The sequence below is a fragment of the Anaeromyxobacter dehalogenans 2CP-C genome (assembly GCF_000013385.1).
Taxonomy (GTDB): Bacteria; Myxococcota; Myxococcia; order Myxococcales; family Anaeromyxobacteraceae; genus Anaeromyxobacter; species Anaeromyxobacter dehalogenans_B.
Genome location: NC_007760.1, coordinates 3,970,752 through 3,986,856 on the forward strand (window position 1 = coordinate 3,970,752; position 16,105 = coordinate 3,986,856).

Annotated in this window: 16 protein-coding genes and 1 riboswitch; of the genes, 11 read left to right on the forward strand and 5 right to left on the reverse strand. The window is 77.5% G+C overall.

Annotation, left to right across the window (positions count from 1 at the left end; genetic code table 11):
• Window positions 1-3: 3 nt before the first annotated feature.
• Both bioF and bioB read right to left on the reverse strand, forming a co-directional pair.
• A complete protein-coding gene (gene bioF, locus ADEH_RS17860; protein WP_011422501.1) occupies window positions 4-1,197 on the reverse strand; it encodes an 8-amino-7-oxononanoate synthase in 1,194 nt (397 codons plus the stop codon).
• Window positions 1,198-1,200: 3 nt separating this feature from the next.
• Complete coding sequence (bioB, locus tag ADEH_RS17865; RefSeq protein ID WP_011422502.1) at window positions 1,201-2,286, reverse strand: biotin synthase BioB; 1,086 nt, start codon at window positions 2,284-2,286, stop codon at window positions 1,201-1,203.
• A 189-nt stretch (window positions 2,287-2,475) separates the two neighbouring features.
• Between bioB and ADEH_RS23170 the strand changes: the two genes are divergently transcribed.
• A complete protein-coding gene (locus ADEH_RS23170) occupies window positions 2,476-2,628 on the forward strand; it encodes a lmo0937 family membrane protein (protein WP_012527518.1) in 153 nt (50 codons plus the stop codon).
• A 16-nt stretch (window positions 2,629-2,644) separates the two neighbouring features.
• Here the strand turns inward: ADEH_RS23170 and ADEH_RS17870 are convergent, their stop codons facing one another.
• Window positions 2,645-3,568, reverse strand: a complete 924-nt coding sequence (locus tag ADEH_RS17870; RefSeq protein WP_011422503.1) for a hypothetical protein — start codon at window positions 3,566-3,568, stop codon at window positions 2,645-2,647.
• Between the two features lie 143 nt (window positions 3,569-3,711).
• Here ADEH_RS17870 and radA point away from each other — a divergent pair, with 143 nt between their 5' ends.
• Entirely contained in the window at window positions 3,712-5,100 is a 1,389-nt protein-coding gene (gene radA / locus ADEH_RS17875; protein ID WP_011422504.1) for a DNA repair protein RadA, read from the forward strand.
• Between the two features lie 73 nt (window positions 5,101-5,173).
• A complete protein-coding gene (locus ADEH_RS17880) occupies window positions 5,174-5,452 on the forward strand; it encodes a hypothetical protein (protein WP_041453670.1) in 279 nt (92 codons plus the stop codon).
• Between the two features lie 113 nt (window positions 5,453-5,565).
• On the opposite strand, the gene glpK is transcribed toward ADEH_RS17880, so the two are convergent.
• Both glpK and ADEH_RS17890 read right to left on the reverse strand, forming a co-directional pair.
• Entirely contained in the window at window positions 5,566-7,044 is a 1,479-nt protein-coding gene (glpK, locus tag ADEH_RS17885) for a glycerol kinase GlpK (RefSeq protein WP_011422506.1), read from the reverse strand.
• 3 nt (window positions 7,045-7,047) lie between these two features.
• Window positions 7,048-7,920, reverse strand: a complete 873-nt coding sequence (locus ADEH_RS17890; protein ID WP_011422507.1) for an alpha/beta hydrolase — start codon at window positions 7,918-7,920, stop codon at window positions 7,048-7,050.
• A 131-nt stretch (window positions 7,921-8,051) separates the two neighbouring features.
• Here ADEH_RS17890 and ADEH_RS17895 point away from each other — a divergent pair, with 131 nt between their 5' ends.
• From ADEH_RS17895 to ADEH_RS17930, 8 genes are all read left to right on the forward strand, one after another.
• Window positions 8,052-8,366: a DUF3467 domain-containing protein gene (locus ADEH_RS17895; protein ID WP_011422508.1), complete on the forward strand. Its 315-nt coding sequence runs from the start codon at window positions 8,052-8,054 to the stop codon at window positions 8,364-8,366.
• A 330-nt stretch (window positions 8,367-8,696) separates the two neighbouring features.
• A complete protein-coding gene (locus ADEH_RS17900; protein ID WP_011422509.1) occupies window positions 8,697-8,948 on the forward strand; it encodes a hypothetical protein in 252 nt (83 codons plus the stop codon).
• Window positions 8,945-9,280, forward strand: coding sequence for a ComEA family DNA-binding protein (locus ADEH_RS17905; RefSeq protein ID WP_011422510.1), 336 nt, complete (start codon window positions 8,945-8,947; stop codon window positions 9,278-9,280). The genes ADEH_RS17900 and ADEH_RS17905 overlap by 4 nt, the downstream gene beginning before the upstream one ends.
• A gap of 149 nt (window positions 9,281-9,429) precedes the next feature.
• A riboswitch (cobalamin riboswitch) is annotated at window positions 9,430-9,585 on the forward strand.
• Window positions 9,586-9,652: 67 nt separating this feature from the next.
• Window positions 9,653-11,659 carry a TonB-dependent receptor gene (locus ADEH_RS17910; RefSeq protein WP_011422511.1) on the forward strand — a complete coding sequence of 669 codons (2,007 nt, stop codon included), beginning with the start codon at window positions 9,653-9,655 and terminating at the stop codon, window positions 11,657-11,659.
• Window positions 11,656-13,104 carry an MXAN_6577-like cysteine-rich protein gene (locus ADEH_RS17915; RefSeq protein WP_011422512.1) on the forward strand — a complete coding sequence of 483 codons (1,449 nt, stop codon included), beginning with the start codon at window positions 11,656-11,658 and terminating at the stop codon, window positions 13,102-13,104. The genes ADEH_RS17910 and ADEH_RS17915 overlap by 4 nt, the downstream gene beginning before the upstream one ends.
• Entirely contained in the window at window positions 13,092-14,006 is a 915-nt protein-coding gene (locus tag ADEH_RS17920; RefSeq protein WP_011422513.1) for an ABC transporter substrate-binding protein, read from the forward strand. Before ADEH_RS17915 ends, ADEH_RS17920 begins: the two co-directional genes overlap by 13 nt.
• The gene (locus ADEH_RS17925; RefSeq protein ID WP_011422514.1) at window positions 14,003-15,049 is read left to right on the forward strand and encodes a FecCD family ABC transporter permease; all 1,047 of its coding nucleotides are present in this window, start codon (window positions 14,003-14,005) and stop codon (window positions 15,047-15,049) included. Before ADEH_RS17920 ends, ADEH_RS17925 begins: the two co-directional genes overlap by 4 nt.
• On the forward strand, window positions 15,046-15,855 hold the full coding sequence (locus ADEH_RS17930; protein ID WP_011422515.1) for an ABC transporter ATP-binding protein: 810 nt from the start codon (window positions 15,046-15,048) through the stop codon (window positions 15,853-15,855). Before ADEH_RS17925 ends, ADEH_RS17930 begins: the two co-directional genes overlap by 4 nt.
• Window positions 15,856-16,105: the final 250 nt, after the last annotated feature.

The window sequence follows — 16,105 nt, forward strand, 5'->3', positions numbered from 1 at the left end:
GCGCTACGCCGGCGGGCGCGGCTCGGGCGGCAGCCCCGGCAGCACCTCCGCCAGCGCCGCCAGGAACCCGTCCACCTGCGCCTCGTCGTGCGCGGCGGAGAGCGCCACCCGCAGCCGGCTCGTGCCGCGCGGCACGGTGGGCGGGCGGATGGCGCGCACGAACCACCCGCGCTCGCGCAGCGCCGCCGCGGCCGCCAGCGCGCGCGCCTCGGTGCCCAGCACCACCGGGAAGATCGGCGACGCGACCCGCGCCACGTCGAAGCCGAGCCGTGCCAGCCCGGCCTGCATCCGCGCGCACAGCGCGAACAGCCGGGTGCGTCGCGACGGCTCGGTCGCCACCACCTCCAGCGCGGCGAGCGCGGCGGCGCAGGCGGGCGGCGGGAGCGCGGTGCTGAACACGAACGGCCGCGCCCGCGAGAGCAGCAGCTCGACCAGGCGCCGCTCGCCGGCCACGTAGGCGCCGAACGCGCCGAGCGCCTTGCCGAGCGTGCCCATGTGCACGTCCACCCGATCCTGCACGCCGAGCGCCTCCGCCAGCCCCGCGCCGCCCGGCCCGAGCACGCCGGCCGCGTGCGCCTCGTCCACGTAGAGCATGGCCCCGTGCCGGTCGCACAGGTCGGCCAGCTCGCGGAGCGGCGCGGCGTCGCCGTCCATGGAGAAGATCGCGTCGGTCACCACCAGCTTCCGGCGGGCCCGCGTCCGGGCCAGCAGCCCGGCCAGCTCCTCCACGTCGCAGTGCCGGTAGCGGACCAGCTCGGCGCGCGAGAGCAGGCACCCGTCCACGATGGAGGCGTGGTTCAGGACGTCGGAGAACACCGCGTCGTCGCGCCCCACCAGCGCGCCGGGCACGCCCGCGTTCGCGTGGTAGCCCGAGCCGAACAGCAGCGCCGCCTCCCTGCCCTTCCAGGCGGCGAGCCGCGCCTCGAGCGCGCCGTGCGGCGGCAGGTCTCCCGCCACCAGCCGCGCCGCGCCGCTACCCGCGCCGAAGCGCGCCGCCGCGTCGGCGGCGGCCGCGCGGACCCGGGGATCCGCGGCGAGGCCGAGGTAGTCGTTGGAGCAGAGGTTCACGAGCGCGCGGCCGCCCACCCGGACCACCGGCCCCTGCGCCGGGCCGATGGGCTCGAGCGACCGGCGCAGGCCCTTCGCGTCGAGCGCCACCAGCTCGGCGCCGATCCAGTCGAGCGCGCCGCGCGCCATCGCTCAGCGGACCACCGGCAGCGCCCGCGGGCGCGGCTCCGCGGCCTTGCGGTTCCAGTCGGCGTCGGAGGGCGCGTGGCCGTCGAACGCCCAGGCCTTGCCGGTGTCGGGCGGCCGCAGCGTGAGCCCCTGCCGCTCCACCATGCCCACGGTGAGGTCGGGCGCGCGGCCGGCGCTGGTGAGGTAGTTGCCGACCATGGTCCCGTTCGCGCCGGCGCGGAAGATGAGGTGCTGCCGGTCGCCGAGGTTCACCTCGCGCCCGCCCATCACGAAGATGTGCGCCGCCGGCATCATCAGCCGGAACACCGCCAGCGCCGCCAGGCACTCCTCCGGCGTGATGGCCTTCAGGTGCTCCATGGGCGTGCCGGCGCGCGGGTTGAGGAAGTTCACCGGCACGCAGTCCACGCCCAGGTCGCGGACCTCCTCGGCGAACTCCACCCGCTGCTCCGGCGTCTCGCCCATGCCCAGGATGCCGCCGGAGCAGAGCTTCAGCCCGAGCCCCTTCGCGGCGCGGATGGTCTCGAGCTGCTCGTCGAACGTGTGCGTGGTGCAGACGTTCTCGAAGTGGCTGCGCGCGGTCTCGAGGTTGTGGTGGTAGTGCATGAGCCCGGCGTCCTTCAGCCGCCGCAGCTCCGGCTCGCGCATGAGGCCGAGCGAGGCGCAGGGCTCGACCGCGGTCTCGGCCCGCAGCCGCCGCAGCGCGTCCTCCACGGTCGCGAGCTCCTGCTCCCGCGAGAGGCGCGTCCCGCTCGCGACGATCGAGAACTCGCGCGCGCCGGCCCGCTCCGCCTTCCGCGCCTGCTCCACGATCTCGCCGGCCCCGATCATCGGGTACACCGGGGCGTCGGCGCCCTCGAAGCGCGCCGACTGCGAGCAGAAGCCGCAGTCCTCGGGGCAGCGGCCGCTCTTCGCGTTGGTGATGCCGCACAGCGCGACCTCGTCGCCGTGCACCGCTCGCCGCACCGCCTCGGCGCGGTCGAGCAGCGCCTCGAGCTCGGGGCCGGAGGTGTGGTGGATGAGGCGGCGGGCCTCGTCGCCGGAGATCGGCTCGATGCCGGGCGGCAGCGTCCTGGAAGCGGTCTCGCACATGGGGCTCGCACGATAGACAGGCGGGGATCCGCTCGTCAACCCGGCGGCCAGTGCCCGGTTGACGACGCCCCGACCCGGGCGGCCGGCGGCCCCGGCGGACGGCGCCCTGCACGGCGGGCGTGCGCCTGCCGGCGGCCCGGTTCCACCCTGCGCCGCGTGCGTAGCTTTCGAAGCAAGGGAGGGGGGCGCATGCTCTGGACGATCACAGTCATCCTGCTCGTGCTGTGGGCGGTGGGCCTGGTGTCGGGCGCCACCGTGGGCTGGTGGGTGCACCTGCTGCTGATCCTCGCCGTCATCACGCTCATCCTGGCGGTGATCCGGCGCGGCTCGGCAGCCGTATAGGGGGCGCGCCCGGCGCTCAGGGGCACGCGCCGGGCGCGCCTTCGCTGCACCAGCCACGCTGGAACGCCGGGCCCGGCGGCGGCGCGCCGCGGCTGTCGCGGCCGAACGCGCCGGTCGCGCCCCAGCGGCCGGGCCACGCGAGGAACGCGACGCGTGCCGCGCCGCGCTCGCCCACGTTCACCACGCCGCCGAAGCCCGGCGCTGCGGGCCGCCACACGGCGCAGCCCGCCGCCCCGGCGCGCGCCGGCTCCGCCTCCGGGCAGAGCCGCTCCCAGGGCGGCGCGTCGTCCGGCGACGCGTAGCTCGCGTGCGTCCCTCGCCCGGAGAGGACGGCCGGGTGGTCGCCCTCGCGGCGCAGCGCGCTCCAGGCGAACCACGGGCCGGGCTGCGCGTCGGCGTGGCGCGCCAGCCAGGCGCCGAGCGGCCGGCCCGCCGCGTCGAGGCGCACCGTGACGTGCTCCCAGTCGCCGTCGTGGTCGAACGCCCAGAACGCCTCGTTGAACGGGTACAGGAACCAGTACTGGAGCAGGATCCCGCCGTCCGCGGCGCGGTAGGCGTGGCCGTACGCGGTCCAGTCGGCCGGGTCCGGGCTGCCGGCCTGCGCGCCGGCCTCGAGCCGCAGGCGCGCGCCCGGCTCCTCGGTGCCCGGGATGACGAGCGCGGCGAGCGCGCCCAGGGCCGAGGCCTGCAGGATGCGAGGGGGCGGTCCGGGCGCCGTCTCGAGCGCGGCGCGGGCGAGCAGCCAGGAGGCGCTCGCCGGGCGCACCGGCTCGTCGGGCGCGAGCACCACCACCGGCGCGAAGCGCGCGAGCAGCGCGTCCTCCAGCGCGTCGTCCAGCCCGTCCCGGTCGAGATCGGCGGCGCGCGCCGCGGAGGGCAGCACGGTGAGCATGGCGAGGAGCAGCGCGGCGAGCAGGCGGCGGGACGGGTGCGAGGGCATCGGCTGAGGTGGGAGTGCGCCCGCAGCCCGTGCGGGCTGGCGGGCGTCGAGCGGCGCGGAGGATCGTGCATCGCGGGGCGGATCGGCAAGAGACGGCGCGGCGGGCGCCCACATGTCGGACGCGCGTGCTAACGCCTGCTTCCATGTCTCGCGCCGCCCCGAAGATCCGCACCGTGTTCGCCTGCGCGGAGTGCGGGCAGCAGAGCCCGAAGTGGCTCGGCCAGTGCCCCGCGTGCAAGCAGTGGAACACGCTGCAGGAGGAGATCGCCGCCCCGGAGCCGAAGGCCGGCGCGGCGCCGCGCGGCTGGGGCACGCACGCGGCGGCGAGGCCGCTGCCGCTCCGCGAGGTGGAGGCGCGCGAGGAGCAGCGGCAGCGCACCGGGATCGGCGAGCTGGACCGGGTGCTGGGCGGCGGCGTGGTGCCCGGCGCGCTGGTGCTCCTCGGCGGCGATCCCGGCATCGGCAAGTCCACCCTCGTGCTCGCGGCGCTGGACCGCGTGGCGCAGGCCAACCCGGACCGTCCGGTGCTCTACGTCTCCGGCGAGGAGTCGGCGCGACAGGTGAAGCTCCGGGCCGACCGGCTCGGCGTCTCCGCGGCGAACCTGCAAGTGCTCGCCGAGACCGACGCGCTGAAGGTGCTGCAGGCCGTCGAGTCGCTCGCGCCGGCGGCCGTGGCGGTGGACTCGATCCAGACGCAGTACCTGCCCGAGCTGCAGAGCGCGCCCGGCACCGTCACGCAGATCCGCGAGGTGACCGCGCGGCTCATGGCGCTCGCCAAGACCACCGAGACGCCGGTGTTCCTCATCGGGCACGTCACGAAGGACGGCAGCATCGCCGGCCCGCGCGTGCTCGAGCACATGGTGGACACGGTCCTCTACTTCGAGGGCGGCGGCGCCCACCCGTACCGCGTGCTCCGCGCCCACAAGAACCGCTTCGGCTCGGCCAGCGAGATCGGCGTCTTCGAGATGAAGGCGGGCGGGCTGGCCGAGGTGGCGAACCCGTCGGCGCTGTTCCTGGCCGAGCGCCCCGAGGACGCGCCGGGGAGCGCGGTGACCGCGGTGCTGAACGGCACGCGGACGGTGCTGGTGGAGGTGCAGGCGCTGGTGGCGCCCACCGGGTACGGGACGCCGCGGCGGACCGCGCTCGGCGTGGACGGCAACCGCGTGGCGCTGCTCGCCGCGGTGCTCGAGAAGAAGGTCGGGCTGGAGATCCTGCCCTGCGACCTGTTCGTCAACGTGGCCGGCGGCCTGTCGGTGGACGACCCGGCCGCGGACCTCGCGGTGGTCGCCGCGCTCGCCTCGAGCTTCCGGGAGCGGGCGCTGCCGGCCCGGACGCTGGTGCTGGGCGAGGTGGGGCTGGCGGGCGAGGTGCGGGCGGTCTCGCAGCCCGGGATCCGCCTGGCGGAGGCGGCCCGCCTCGGCTTCCAGCGCGCCATCGTCCCCGCCGCGAGCCTCCGGCACGCGGACGCGCCCGAGGGCATCGAGCTGGTGGGCGTCACCACCGTCGCCGACGCCCTCGACCGGCTCGCGTAGCCCACACCCACCCCCACGGGAACGGGTCGCCGGGTTGCGCCGCCGCGATCCCTCTCGCAAGATGATCCTGCGCATGAGCCACGTCGTCCGACGCCTCCGCCCCGATGGCATCGTCGAGCTCCGGCCACGCGACGTCCGGGTGGAGCGCCCGGAATGGTACCTCGGCGCCTACACCACCTTCCTCGTCTCCGGGGCGCTGTTCATCAGCACCGCCGTCCCGGCGCAGCTCGTGGCGATCACCTTCCTCGGCTGCCTCCTCGGCGAGGTGTGCTTCGGGCTCCGCGCGCTCGTCGCGCTGCGCCGCCCGCTGGCCGAGGTCGAGGTGCTGGCGCCGATGCGGCGCGTGAGGTGAGGGGCCACACACCGCCCGCCCTTCGACTCCGCGCCCGCTGTGCGGGCGCTCCCGAGCGGACACGAAGGCCCCGCTCATGGTGAGCCCCGTCGAACCTTGAGCGGCCGGTACGGCTACGCCGCCTGGACCGCCCTCCGCCACTTGGCGACGTGCTGCTCGCGCTCGACCGGCTTCATCTTCGGCTCGAAGCGCTTCCCCACCTGCCAGGCGCGGCGGATCTCCTCGCGGTCCTTCCAGAAGCCCACCGCCAGGCCGGCCAGGAACGCGGCGCCGAGCGCGGTGGTCTCGATCATCCGCGGCCGCTCCACCGGCACCTCGAGCAGGTCGGCCTGGAACTGCATGAGCAGGTCGTTCTGCGACGCGCCGCCGTCCACCTTGAACACCGGGAACGGCTTGCCCGCCTCGGCGCGCATGGCCTCGGCGAGGTCGTGGATGAGGAACGCGATCCCCTCGAGCGTGGCGCGCGCCAGGTGCGCCGCGGTGGTGCTCCGGTCGATGCCCGCGATGAGGCCGCGCGCCTCCGGCCGCCAGTGCGGCGCGCCCAGCCCGGCCAGCGCCGGCACGAACACCAGCTCGCCGGTGGACTTCACCTGCTTCGCGAGCGCCTCCACGTCCGGCGCGCGGGCGATGAGCCCCAGCCCGTCGCGGAGCCACTGGACCGCGGCGCCGGCGATGAACGACGAGCCCTCCAGCGCGTACGCCGTCTCGCCGCCCACCGTCCACGCGACCGTGGTGAGCAGGCCGCGCGACGACATCACCGGCTCCGGCCCGACGTTCTGCAGCAGGAACGCGCCGGTGCCGTAGGTGCACTTCGCCTCGCCCGGCCGGAAGCAGGCCTGGCCGAACAGCGCCGCCTGCTGGTCGCCGGCCATGCCCGCCACCGGGATGCCGTCCGGCAGCACCTTCACGCCGCGGGTGGTGCCGTACACCTCCGACGACGATCGGATCTCCGGCAGCACGTTCGGCGGGACGCCGAACAGGTCCAGGAGCTCGCGGTCCCAGCGCCGGGCCCGCAGGTCCATGAGCAGCGTGCGGCTCGCGTTCGAGACGTCGGTGACGTGCGCCGCGCCGCCGGTGAGCCGCCACACCAGGAAGCTGTCGATGGTGCCGAACGCCAGCTCGCCGGCCTCGGCCTTCTGCCGCGCGCCCTTGGTGTGGTCGAGCAGCCACCGCAGCTTGGTGCCGGAGAAGTACGGGTCGAGCACGAGCCCGGTGCGCTCGCGGACCAGCGGCTCGTGCCCGGCGGAGCGGAGCTGCGCGCACGCGTCGGTGGTGCGGCGGTCCTGCCAGACGATGGCGTGCGCCACCGCGCGCGAGGAGCGCCGCTCCCAGAGCGCGGTGGTCTCCCGCTGGTTCGTGATGCCCACCGCCGCCACGTCGGAGCCGCGGATGCCCGCCTCGCGCAGCGCGCGCTGGACCGTGGACGCGGTCGAGCCCCAGATGTCCTCGAGATCGTGCTCGACCCAGCCCGGCTTCGGGAAGATCTGCCGGAACTCCTGGTTGACCCGCGCGCGCGGCGAGAGCCGCCGGTCGAGGACCAGCACGGTGGTGCCGGTGGTGCCCTGGTCGATGGCGAGGACGTAGCTGGCCACGGTTCACCTCCTGCGCCTGCGCCCGGCGCCGCCCTTCGCCTTCGGCGCCGTCGCGCCCGCCTTCCGCCGCCGGGCCGGCGCGGGCCGGTCCGCCCGCCGGCGGCCGCCCGGCACGGGCAGCGCCTCCAGGAAGCGCGCGGCCGCCTCGGCGCAGCGCTCCCGCTCCACGTCGATGCCGACGAGGTGCCAGCTCTCCGGCAGCACCCGCAGCGCGGCGGGGCCGGAGCCGATGCGCCGCGCCAGGCGGCGCGCGCCGCCGAGCGTGACGGTGTGGTCGTGCCCGCCCGCGATGACCAGCGCCGGCGCGGCGATGCCGGGCAGCTGCGCGTCCACGTGGCGCGCCAGCTTCGCCAGCTCGGCCACCGCCCCGAGCGGCACGCCCGGGAAGGCCGGGTTCGCCGCGCGCATCTCGGGGTCGCGCACGTCGGAGCCGGCCGCCTTCGGGATCACCACGCGCCGGAGCGGGCCGAGGCGCCCCAGCAGCGCGCCCAGCCGGCCCTGGAGCTGCAGCTCGAGCGCCGGGGCGAGGAGCACCAGGCCGTCCGCGCGCGCCGGGTGGTCGTGGGCGAGCGCGCACGCGACGAGCGCGCCCATCGAGCAGCCCACCAGGAACGTCCGGCGCGCGCCGGCGAGCCGCTCCAGGTCGCGCCGGGCCTGCGCGATCCACTCGGTGTACGAGACCGCGCCGAGCGCCTCCGGACCGCCGGCGTGGCCGGCCATCCGCGGGGCGAGGCAGCGCATGCCGGCGGCGTGGAGCCGCTCCGCCACGGGGAGGACCTCGAACGTCGAGCCGGTGAGGCCGTGCAGCAGCAGGACCGCGTCGGGCCCGCCCGGGAGGTCGAACTCGTCGCCACGCGCGCTGGAGGTCCGGACCACGCTCCACGAGCGTTACCCCTCGCCGGGCCGCCTTTCAATCCTCCGCTGCGGGCGGCCCCCTCGGGACGCGGGGCGAATTGACGCTTCGTGAAGCGAGCGCGGCGCGGGGCGATTCCTGCTAAGCCTGGGGCATGTCCGACAAGCCCGCCTCCCCGCCGCCGCACGGGATCCCGGTGCAGATCGAGATCGACCCGATCACCGCGCAGGGCGCCTTCGTCAACATGGCCATGGTGAACCACACCGACACCGAGTTCACGCTCGACCTCATCTACGTCCAGCCGCAGGCGCCCAAGGCGACCGTGCGCGCGCGGGCGATCACCACGCCCAAGCACATGAAGCGGCTCCTGCTCGCCATCCAGGAGAACCTGGCGCGCTACGAGGCCCGGTTCGGGCCGGTCGAGCTGGGCGACGCGCCGGCGTTCCCGCAGGGCGGGATAGTGAACTGATCCGACGGGGACTGCGTCCCCGCCCCGCGAGCGGAGCTCGCGGGGGCCCACCCCTGCTTCGCGGGTCCCGTGGCCGCTCGCGCCCGCGTGCGCGGGCACGCGAGCGGTCCCCGCGGCGAGGGGTTGCACCCCTCCCCAGCCCGCGGCTGGGGCCCCTCCCAGCGGCAGCGCATCGCCCTGGTCCGCGGCGCGGCCGGCGGTCCGCCGGCTGAACGCGCGTTCAAGGCCTGCCCTCCGTGTTCCCGCGGGGTTGGGGCGGGCACGCCGGCTGCTCTCCCCGGGCTCGCCGCCGCGCACCTCGCGCGGCGGTCCGAACCCACGGAGAGGCACATGAGCGACACGAACGGAAGCCGGCGGCTCGCGGTCTACGCGATCCCCGAGAGCAAGGACGGCGAGAAGCGCTACTGGCCGCGCATCGGCGCGGCCTACGTCAACCGCGACGGCAGCATCACCCTGCAGCTCGACGCGCTGCCCATCGGCACCGCCACGCTGCAGGTGCGCGAGCCCAAGCCGCCGGCCGAGCGCGGCGGGAACGCCCCCGCGCGGCGCGACGGCTTCGAGACGGTGGAGGTGCGCCAGTGAGCCCGCGGTGGAGGGCGCTCGCGGTCGCGGCCGCGCTGCTCGCCGCCGCCCCGGCGCTCGCGGCGAAGAAGGCGCTCGCGCAGGGCGAGAAGGTGGACCTGAACCGCGCGCCGGTGGTGGAGCTCATGCGGCTCCCCGGCGTCGGGCAGCAGCGCGCGCAGGCGATCGTCGCGCACCGCGCCCGGCAGCCGTTCCGCCGGGTGGAGGACGTGCTCGCGGTGAAGGGCCTCGGCCCCGCCTGGCTCGCGAAGGTGCGCGCCAACGTCACCGTGGGCGGCGCCGCCGCGCCCGCGGCGCCGGCCGCGCAGCGGACCGCCTCCGCCGGGCGGTGAGCGCGTCCGGGACCGGCCGGCCGCGCCCCACGCCCGGCCGGCCGGTCCGCCATCCGCCCGCGCGCGCTCCGGAATCGGCGCGGCCCGCCCGCGGCGCTTGACGGGTCCCTGCGCCTCCGCTACTCCGGGGAAGCTTTTCGGCTCGGAGGAACAGGGAAGCCGGTCCAAGTCCGGCGCGGTCCCGCCACTGTAGCCGGGGTGAAGCACCCTCGAAGTCGTCGCCACTGCCGCGGATGCCGCGGCGGGAAGGTGGAGGGTGCCTGGCGGAGCGACGCTGCTCCGCGGCCCCGGAAGCCAGGAGACCTCCCTCCGGGTCCGCCGCGAATGGTTCGCGGCACGTGAAGTCCGCGGGTCCGAAGGAGACCCGGCGACTTGGACTCGAGGCCTCCCCTCGGGCGGCGCGCGCGCGCGCTCGCCCTCGTCTTCTCCGCCGTGGTCGTCTGCGCCGGCGCCGGCCCCTTCGCCGCCGCGCGTGCCGACGACGCGCCGCCCGCCCCGGGCGACGCCGGTGCGCCCGACCCCGGCGCCGCGCCGGTCGAGCTCGACGAGCTCGTGATCCGCGTGCCCGGCGCCGAGGCGACGCGCGACCCCACCGGCGCGGTCACCGTGGTCGAGGCCGGCCGCTACGCCGGCGAGGCCAAGGCGGTCGCCGAGCTGGTCGCCACCGCGCCCGGCGTGGCGGTGAGCGCGTACGGCGGCCTCGGCCAGCTCTCCACCGTGTCCATCCGCGGCTCGAGCGCGAGCGGCGTGCTCGTGCTGCTCGACGGCCTGCCGCTCAACACGGCGTTCGGGGGCGGCGTGGACCTGTCCACGCTGCCGCGCCAGTGGATCGAGCGCATCGAGGTGCTGCGCGGCGCCGAGGGGGCGCACTACGGCGCGGGCGCGCTGGGCGGGGTCGTGAACGTGGTCACGCGCGGCGGCGAGCCGGGGCGCTGGTCGGCCGAGGCGAGCGGCGGCTCGTTCGGCACCGCCGCGGCCTCGGCCGAGGCGGCGGCCGGCGGGGAGCGCTGGACCTTGTTCGGCGCGGCGGGCGCGGAGCGGAGCGACGGCGACTTCACCTACCGGAAGCGCCCGCAGAGCTCGCTGCCCGGCAGCCCGTACCAGACGTTCACGCGCGAGAACAACGGCAGCGCGCGCGGCGGCGGGATCGCGAAGCTCACCGCCCGCCTCGGCGAGCGCCGGCTGGACGCGCTGCTGCAGCTCTCCGGCGGCCGCCGGGAGCTGGCCGGGTGGCCCGGCAACGACACCCCCGACGACTGGCAGCGCGACGCCCGGGCGCTCCTGTCGGTCCGGCTGTCCGGCCCCGGCCCCGCGCCCGGGCTCACCCTCGGCGCGCGCCTCACCGGGCGCGCCGACCTGCTCGACACGCGCATCGGGAGCCTGTCCGGCGGCGACCCGGTGCACCAGCGCGGCGGCGCCGCCGGCGCGGAGGCCGAGGCGGTGCTGCTCCACCGGCACGGCGCGCTCCGGGCCGCACTGGGCGCCGACGGGGAGGCGCTCCGCGCCGACGGCCTGGGCGACCCGCGGACGCGCGCGCAGCTGTCCGCCACGCTCTCCGAGGACGCCCGCCTCGCCGCCGGCCGGGTGCGGCTCTCGCCGGCGGTGCGCGCCGAGCGGGTGGGCCCGTTCGACGGGCTCTCCGCGAAGCTCGGCGGGAGCGTGCGCCTGCTCGGGCCGCTCGCGGCGCGCGCCAGCGCCGGCCGCACCTTCCGCGCCCCCGGCTTCGCGGAGCTCTACCTGCAGCAGGGCGGCGCGCTGCCCAACCCGTCGCTCCGCCCCGAGACCGGCCTCTCCGCCGACGCGGCGCTGGTCGCGGAGGGCGCGCGCGGCATGGCGAGCGTGGGCGGCCACCTCACGCGCTACGAGGACCTGATCGTCTACCAGGCCAGCGCGCTCGGCCGGATGAAGCCGTTCAACACCGGCCGCGCCCGGGTCGCCGGCCTGGAGGTCGAGGCCGCCACCGCGCCCGCGCCGCGCCTGCTCGGCCTGGCGCTGGGCGCCGCGTACACGTACCTGCGCACCGAGACGCTGCGCGGCGAGGCGGCCGAGGTGGGCCGGGACCTGCCGTTCCGCCCGCGCCACCGCCTGTTCGCGCGCGCCGCGATCGCCCCCGGGCCGGCCGAGGCCCACCTCGAGGCCCACTACGTGGGCGCGCAGTGGCGGGACGCGCGCAACGCGGACCGCGTCGCCGAGGCGCTGCTCTGGAACGCGGGCGCCTCGGTGCGCCTCGCCCGCCGCGCCGGGCTGCGGCTCGGGCTGGAGGCGCGCAACCTGCTCGACGACCGCACGCTGACGGACCCCATCGGAAACCCGCTTCCCGGCCGCATGGTGATGGTCACCCTGCGCGCCGGCTCGACCCCAGGAGACCCCACCCCATGATCCGGATCCCCCTCCCCGCCCTCCGGGCGGCCCTCGCCGCGGCGGCGCTCGCGCTCGCGGCCTGCAGCAGCGACCCCGAGATCGTCTGCGCCGCCGGCGAGCAGGTCTGCGGCGGCGCCTGCACCTCGGTCGAGATCGACTCCTCGAACTGCGGCGCGTGCGGCGCGGCCTGCGGCGCGTACCAGGAGTGCAACGCGGGCGCGTGCGAGTGCGGGCCCGGCACGGTCGAGTGCGGCGGCGGCTGCGTGGACCTCGCGTCGGATCCCGGGAGCTGCGGCGCCTGCGGCCACGCCTGCGGCACGGGCCAGGTCTGCGCCGGCGGCACCTGCGCCAGCGCCTGCCCGGCCGGGCTGCTGTCCTGCGGCGGCGCGTGCGCGGACCCGTCGTCGGACCGCTGGAACTGCGGCGCGTGCGGGGTGCGCTGCGACCGCGGCGAGAGCTGCCGCGAGGGCGCGTGCCGGCCGGACGTGTACGTGGCCTGCTTCGCGACCGACGACGTGCGCCCGGCGAACGCCGCGCTGCGCGGCGGCCTGCCCCGCGCGGCCGGCGACGGCCCCATCGCGCTGGGCGTGGCGGCCGGCCGGCTCTGGGCCGCGGCCTCGCTCTCGCACTCGCTCGTGTCCTTCCCGCTCGACCTCGGCGCGGCCGGCGTCGAGACGGTGCTGGGCGGCGGCGACCTCGAGGCGCTCTCCGTCAGCGGCGACCGCCTGTGGGTCGCGAACGCGGCCGCCGGGTCGCTGGTGGTGTACGACGCCGCCGCGCGGCGCGTGGTGGACGAGGTCGTCCTCGGAACGACCGGCGTGAACCCGCGCTGGGTGGCGTTCGCGAGCGGCCGCGCCTACGCGGCGCTGTACGGCCTCGACGCGGCGTCGGGCGGCCAGGAGGTGGCGGTGATCGACCTCGCGACCGGCGGGATCGTCCGGCGCATCGACCTGCGCGCGCTCGCCGACGCCCCCGGCCTCCCCTTCCCGTCCCACGCCGTGGTGGCGGGCGGCCGCGTGTACGTCACGCTGGCCAACCTGCGCCTGGGCGAGTGGGGCTACTACACCGACCCGGCGGGCAGCGGGAAGCTGGCGGTCATCGACCCGGCGGCGGACGACGCGCTCACCTCCATCGACCTGGGCGACGGCTGCCTGAACGCGGGCGGCCTGGCCGCGAGCGCCGACGGGCGGATGCTGTGGGTGGCGTGCGGCGGGAGCGCCGCGGTGCTGCCGGTGGAGCTCGGCGACGCCGGCGCGACGCTGCACGCCCCGGTGGCCGCGCCGGACTTCTCGGCCCCGGGTAACATCGCGCTGTGCGGCGGGACTGCCTACGTCACCGATCAGTGGTCCGGCTCGGTGTGGCGCTTCGATCCTTCCACCGGCGAGCGCCTCGCCGCCGGCGAGATCTGCCCGGCCAGCCAGGCGGGGTGGGCCTGGGCCGCGGACGTCGCGTGCGCGCCGTAGCCGCCGGGTGCGCCGCGCTGGCGCTCGCGCTGGCGGCGTCGGCCGCCCGCGCCGGCGGGGTCGCGGACCTGCTCCGCCCGAGCGGCCGCGGCGCCGCCGAGGGCGGGACGGTGTGGGCCGGGCCCCGGCCCGCCACGCCGCCCCGGCGCGTGGTGGTGCTCGCGCCCAGCCTCACCGACGTGGTGCTGGCGCTCGGCCTGGGCGACCGGCTGGTCGGCGTGACCCAGCTCGACGACGCGCCGGAGGTGCGGCACGTGCCGCGCGTGGGCGGCTTCATCGATCCGAACCCGGAGGTGATCCTGGGGCTCCGCCCCGACCTCGTGCTCTGGATCTCCGACGGCGGCGCGCTGGCCGCGGTGCGCCGGGTGGCCGAGCTCTCGCAGGCCTCGTCGCGCCCGTTCCCGGTGCTCGCGATCCCGGTGGTGAGCGTGGCCGACGTGCTCGCCACGCCGCGCATCGTGGGCGAGGCGCTGGGCGCGCCGGCGGCGGGGGCGCGGCTCTCCGCGGAGCTCGCGGCGGAGGTGGAGCGGGTGCGGACGCGGGCCGCGGCGCTGCCGCGCCGGCGCGCGCTGTTCCTGGTGGGCCGCGAGCCGCTGGTGGTGGCCGGACCGGGGAGCTTCCCGGACGAGCTGCTGCGCATCGCGGGCGCGGTGAACGTGGTGGGCGGCTCCCGGCCCTGGCCGGTGTTCCCGCTCGAGCGCGCGGTGGCGCTCGATCCGGAGGTGGTGGTGGACGGCGCGCCGCAGGAGCCGGCCGAGGGCATCGTCCGGCTCTCCGCGATCCCGGCGGTGCGGCGCGGCGCGGTGGTGCGGCTCCCCGACGACGCCCTGCTCCGCCCCGGGCCGCGGATGATCCGCGGGCTGGAGACGCTGTTCCGCGGGCTGCACCCGGAGGCGCGGTGAGCCTCTCGCGCCGCACCCGGCTGGCGCTGGCGCTCGCCGCCGGCGCGCTCGCCATCGCGCTCGCCGTGGCGATCTCCTGCGCGCTCGGCCCGCAGCCCATCTCGTTCCGCGCCGCCTGGGCCGGCGCCGATCCCGACGCGGCCATCCTGTTCGGCCTGCGCCTGCCGCGCGCCGTGCTCGCCGCGCTGGTGGGCTGCGCGCTCGCCGCCGCGGGGACCGCGCTCCAGGCGCTCCTGCGCAACCCGCTCGCGGAGCCGTTCGTGCTCGGCGTCTCCGGCGGCGCCGCGCTGGGCGGCTCGCTCGTCCTGGTCGCCGCCGCGGGCGTGACCCGGCTGGCGGGGCGCGCGGGCGAGGCGCTCGGTGGGGCGCCGCCGGTCGCGGCCGGCGCGGTGGCCGGGGCCGTCGCGGCGACCGCCATCGTGTTCGGGCTGGGCCGGATCGGCGGCCGCCTGGTGCCCGAGGCGGCGCTGCTGGTGGGCATCGTGTTCAACGCGTTCGCCGCCGGCGTCATCACCCTGCTCAAGATGCTCGTCCCGCCGGAGCAGGCCGGCCGGCTCATGTACTGGCTGCTCGGCGCGGTCGGCTACGAGGCGCCGGGGACGCTGGCGCTCGGCGCCGTGCTGGTGCTGCTGTCCGTGGGCGCGCTGGTGGCGCTCTCGGCGCGGCTCAACCTGCTCACGCTCGGCGACGAGGAGGCGGCCTCGCTCGGGCTCGACGTCCGGCGCGACCGGGCCGCGGTGTTCTTCGCGGCGAGCGCCGCCACCGGCGCGGCGGTGGCGCTCGCCGGGATGGTGGGGTTCGTGGGGCTCATCGTCCCGCACCTGGTCCGGCGCGTGGTCGGCCCCGACCACCGCCTGCTCGTGCCGGCCTCGGCGCTGTTCGGCGCCGCGTTCCTGGTGCTCGCCGACGCCCTGGCGCGCCTCGCGTTCCTGCCGCTCGGCACCGAGCCGCCGGTGGGCGCGGTGACCGCGTTCCTGGGCGGCCCGTTCTTCCTGTGGCTGCTGCGGCGGACCGGGCGGCCCGAGGCGGAGGGCGCGCGATGAGCGGGCCGGCCGGCGGCGCGGCGGCGCCCATGGTCGAGGTGCGCGGGGTCACGTTCCGCTACGGCGCGCGTGCGGCGCTCGAGGACGTGTCGTTCTCCGCGCGCGAGGGCGAGTTCGTCGGGCTGCTCGGGCCGAACGGCGCCGGGAAGTCCACGCTCGTCCGGCTCATCGCCGGCCTGGCCGCGCCCGCGGAAGGCACGGTGCGCCTGACCGGGCTCGACCCGGCCGCCGCCCCGCGGCGCGCGGTGGCGCAGGTGTGCGCGCTCGTCCCGCAGGAGCCGCGGCTGACCTGGCCATTCACCGTCCGTGACGCCGTGATGATGGGCCGGGCGCCGCGGCAGGGGCTGCTGGCGGTGCCCTCCCGCTTCGACCACGGCGCCGTGCAGGGGGCGCTCGAGGCGTGCGACCTCGTGCACCTGGCCGGCCGCCGCCTCGACGCGCTCTCCGGCGGCGAGCGGCGCCGGGTGTTCTTCGCCCGCGCCCTCGCGCAGGAGCCCCGGGTGCTGCTGCTCGACGAGCCCACCGCGTTCCTCGACCTCGGCCACCAGGTGGCCGCCATGCGGATGGCCCGCGTGGCCGCGCGCGGCGGGCTGTGCGTGGTGGCGGTGCTCCACGATCTCAACCTCGCCGCCGCCGCGTGCGACCGCCTGGTGGTGCTCTCGCGCGGCCGCGTGGTCGCCGAGGGAGCGCCGGACGAGGTGATCACGGCCGAGCGGGTGCGCGAGGTGTGGGAGGTGCCGGTGTGGCGCGGGGAGAACGGCGTCACGGGCGCGCCGGTGGTGTTGCCGGTGCTGAAGCGGGAGTGAGGGGGGGTTCGACAGGGCAGCGGGGGTCGGGGGCGGTGCCGCTTGGCCGTGGGCGGGGCCGCGGGATCGGCTTGCGAGAGGCGCGCGGGCGGGGCGTTGGGCGCGGGGACGCGTGCAGAGGCGGTCACTGTTAGTGACTGAACGTTTGCGGCCCACCGGGAACGCTCTGGCAACTTGACGGGGGTCGCGCGGGGCGCGGTGGTCGCGAGCGGGATCGCTGGGGCGCCGGGGCCTGGTGCGCTCGCTGGGC

What these genes read in the sequence shown, in the direction of transcription:
- ADEH_RS17870 (WP_011422503.1), bottom strand. Translation starts at nt 3,568, where the DNA reads ATGCCCTCGCACCCGTCCCGCCGCCTGCTCGCCGCGCTGCTCCTCGCC.
- ADEH_RS23170 (WP_012527518.1), top strand. Translation starts at nt 2,476, where the DNA reads ATGCTCTGGACGATCACAGTCATCCTGCTCGTGCTGTGGGCGGTGGGC.
- bioF (WP_011422501.1), bottom strand. Translation starts at nt 1,197, where the DNA reads ATGGCGCGCGGCGCGCTCGACTGGATCGGCGCCGAGCTGGTGGCGCTC.
- bioB (WP_011422502.1), bottom strand. Translation starts at nt 2,286, where the DNA reads ATGTGCGAGACCGCTTCCAGGACGCTGCCGCCCGGCATCGAGCCGATC.
- ADEH_RS17930 (WP_011422515.1), top strand. Translation starts at nt 15,046, where the DNA reads ATGAGCGGGCCGGCCGGCGGCGCGGCGGCGCCCATGGTCGAGGTGCGC.
- ADEH_RS17900 (WP_011422509.1), top strand. Translation starts at nt 8,697, where the DNA reads ATGAGCGACACGAACGGAAGCCGGCGGCTCGCGGTCTACGCGATCCCC.
- ADEH_RS17915 (WP_011422512.1), top strand. Translation starts at nt 11,656, where the DNA reads ATGATCCGGATCCCCCTCCCCGCCCTCCGGGCGGCCCTCGCCGCGGCG.
- radA (WP_011422504.1), top strand. Translation starts at nt 3,712, where the DNA reads ATGTCTCGCGCCGCCCCGAAGATCCGCACCGTGTTCGCCTGCGCGGAG.
- ADEH_RS17895 (WP_011422508.1), top strand. Translation starts at nt 8,052, where the DNA reads ATGTCCGACAAGCCCGCCTCCCCGCCGCCGCACGGGATCCCGGTGCAG.
- ADEH_RS17880 (WP_041453670.1), top strand. Translation starts at nt 5,174, where the DNA reads ATGAGCCACGTCGTCCGACGCCTCCGCCCCGATGGCATCGTCGAGCTC.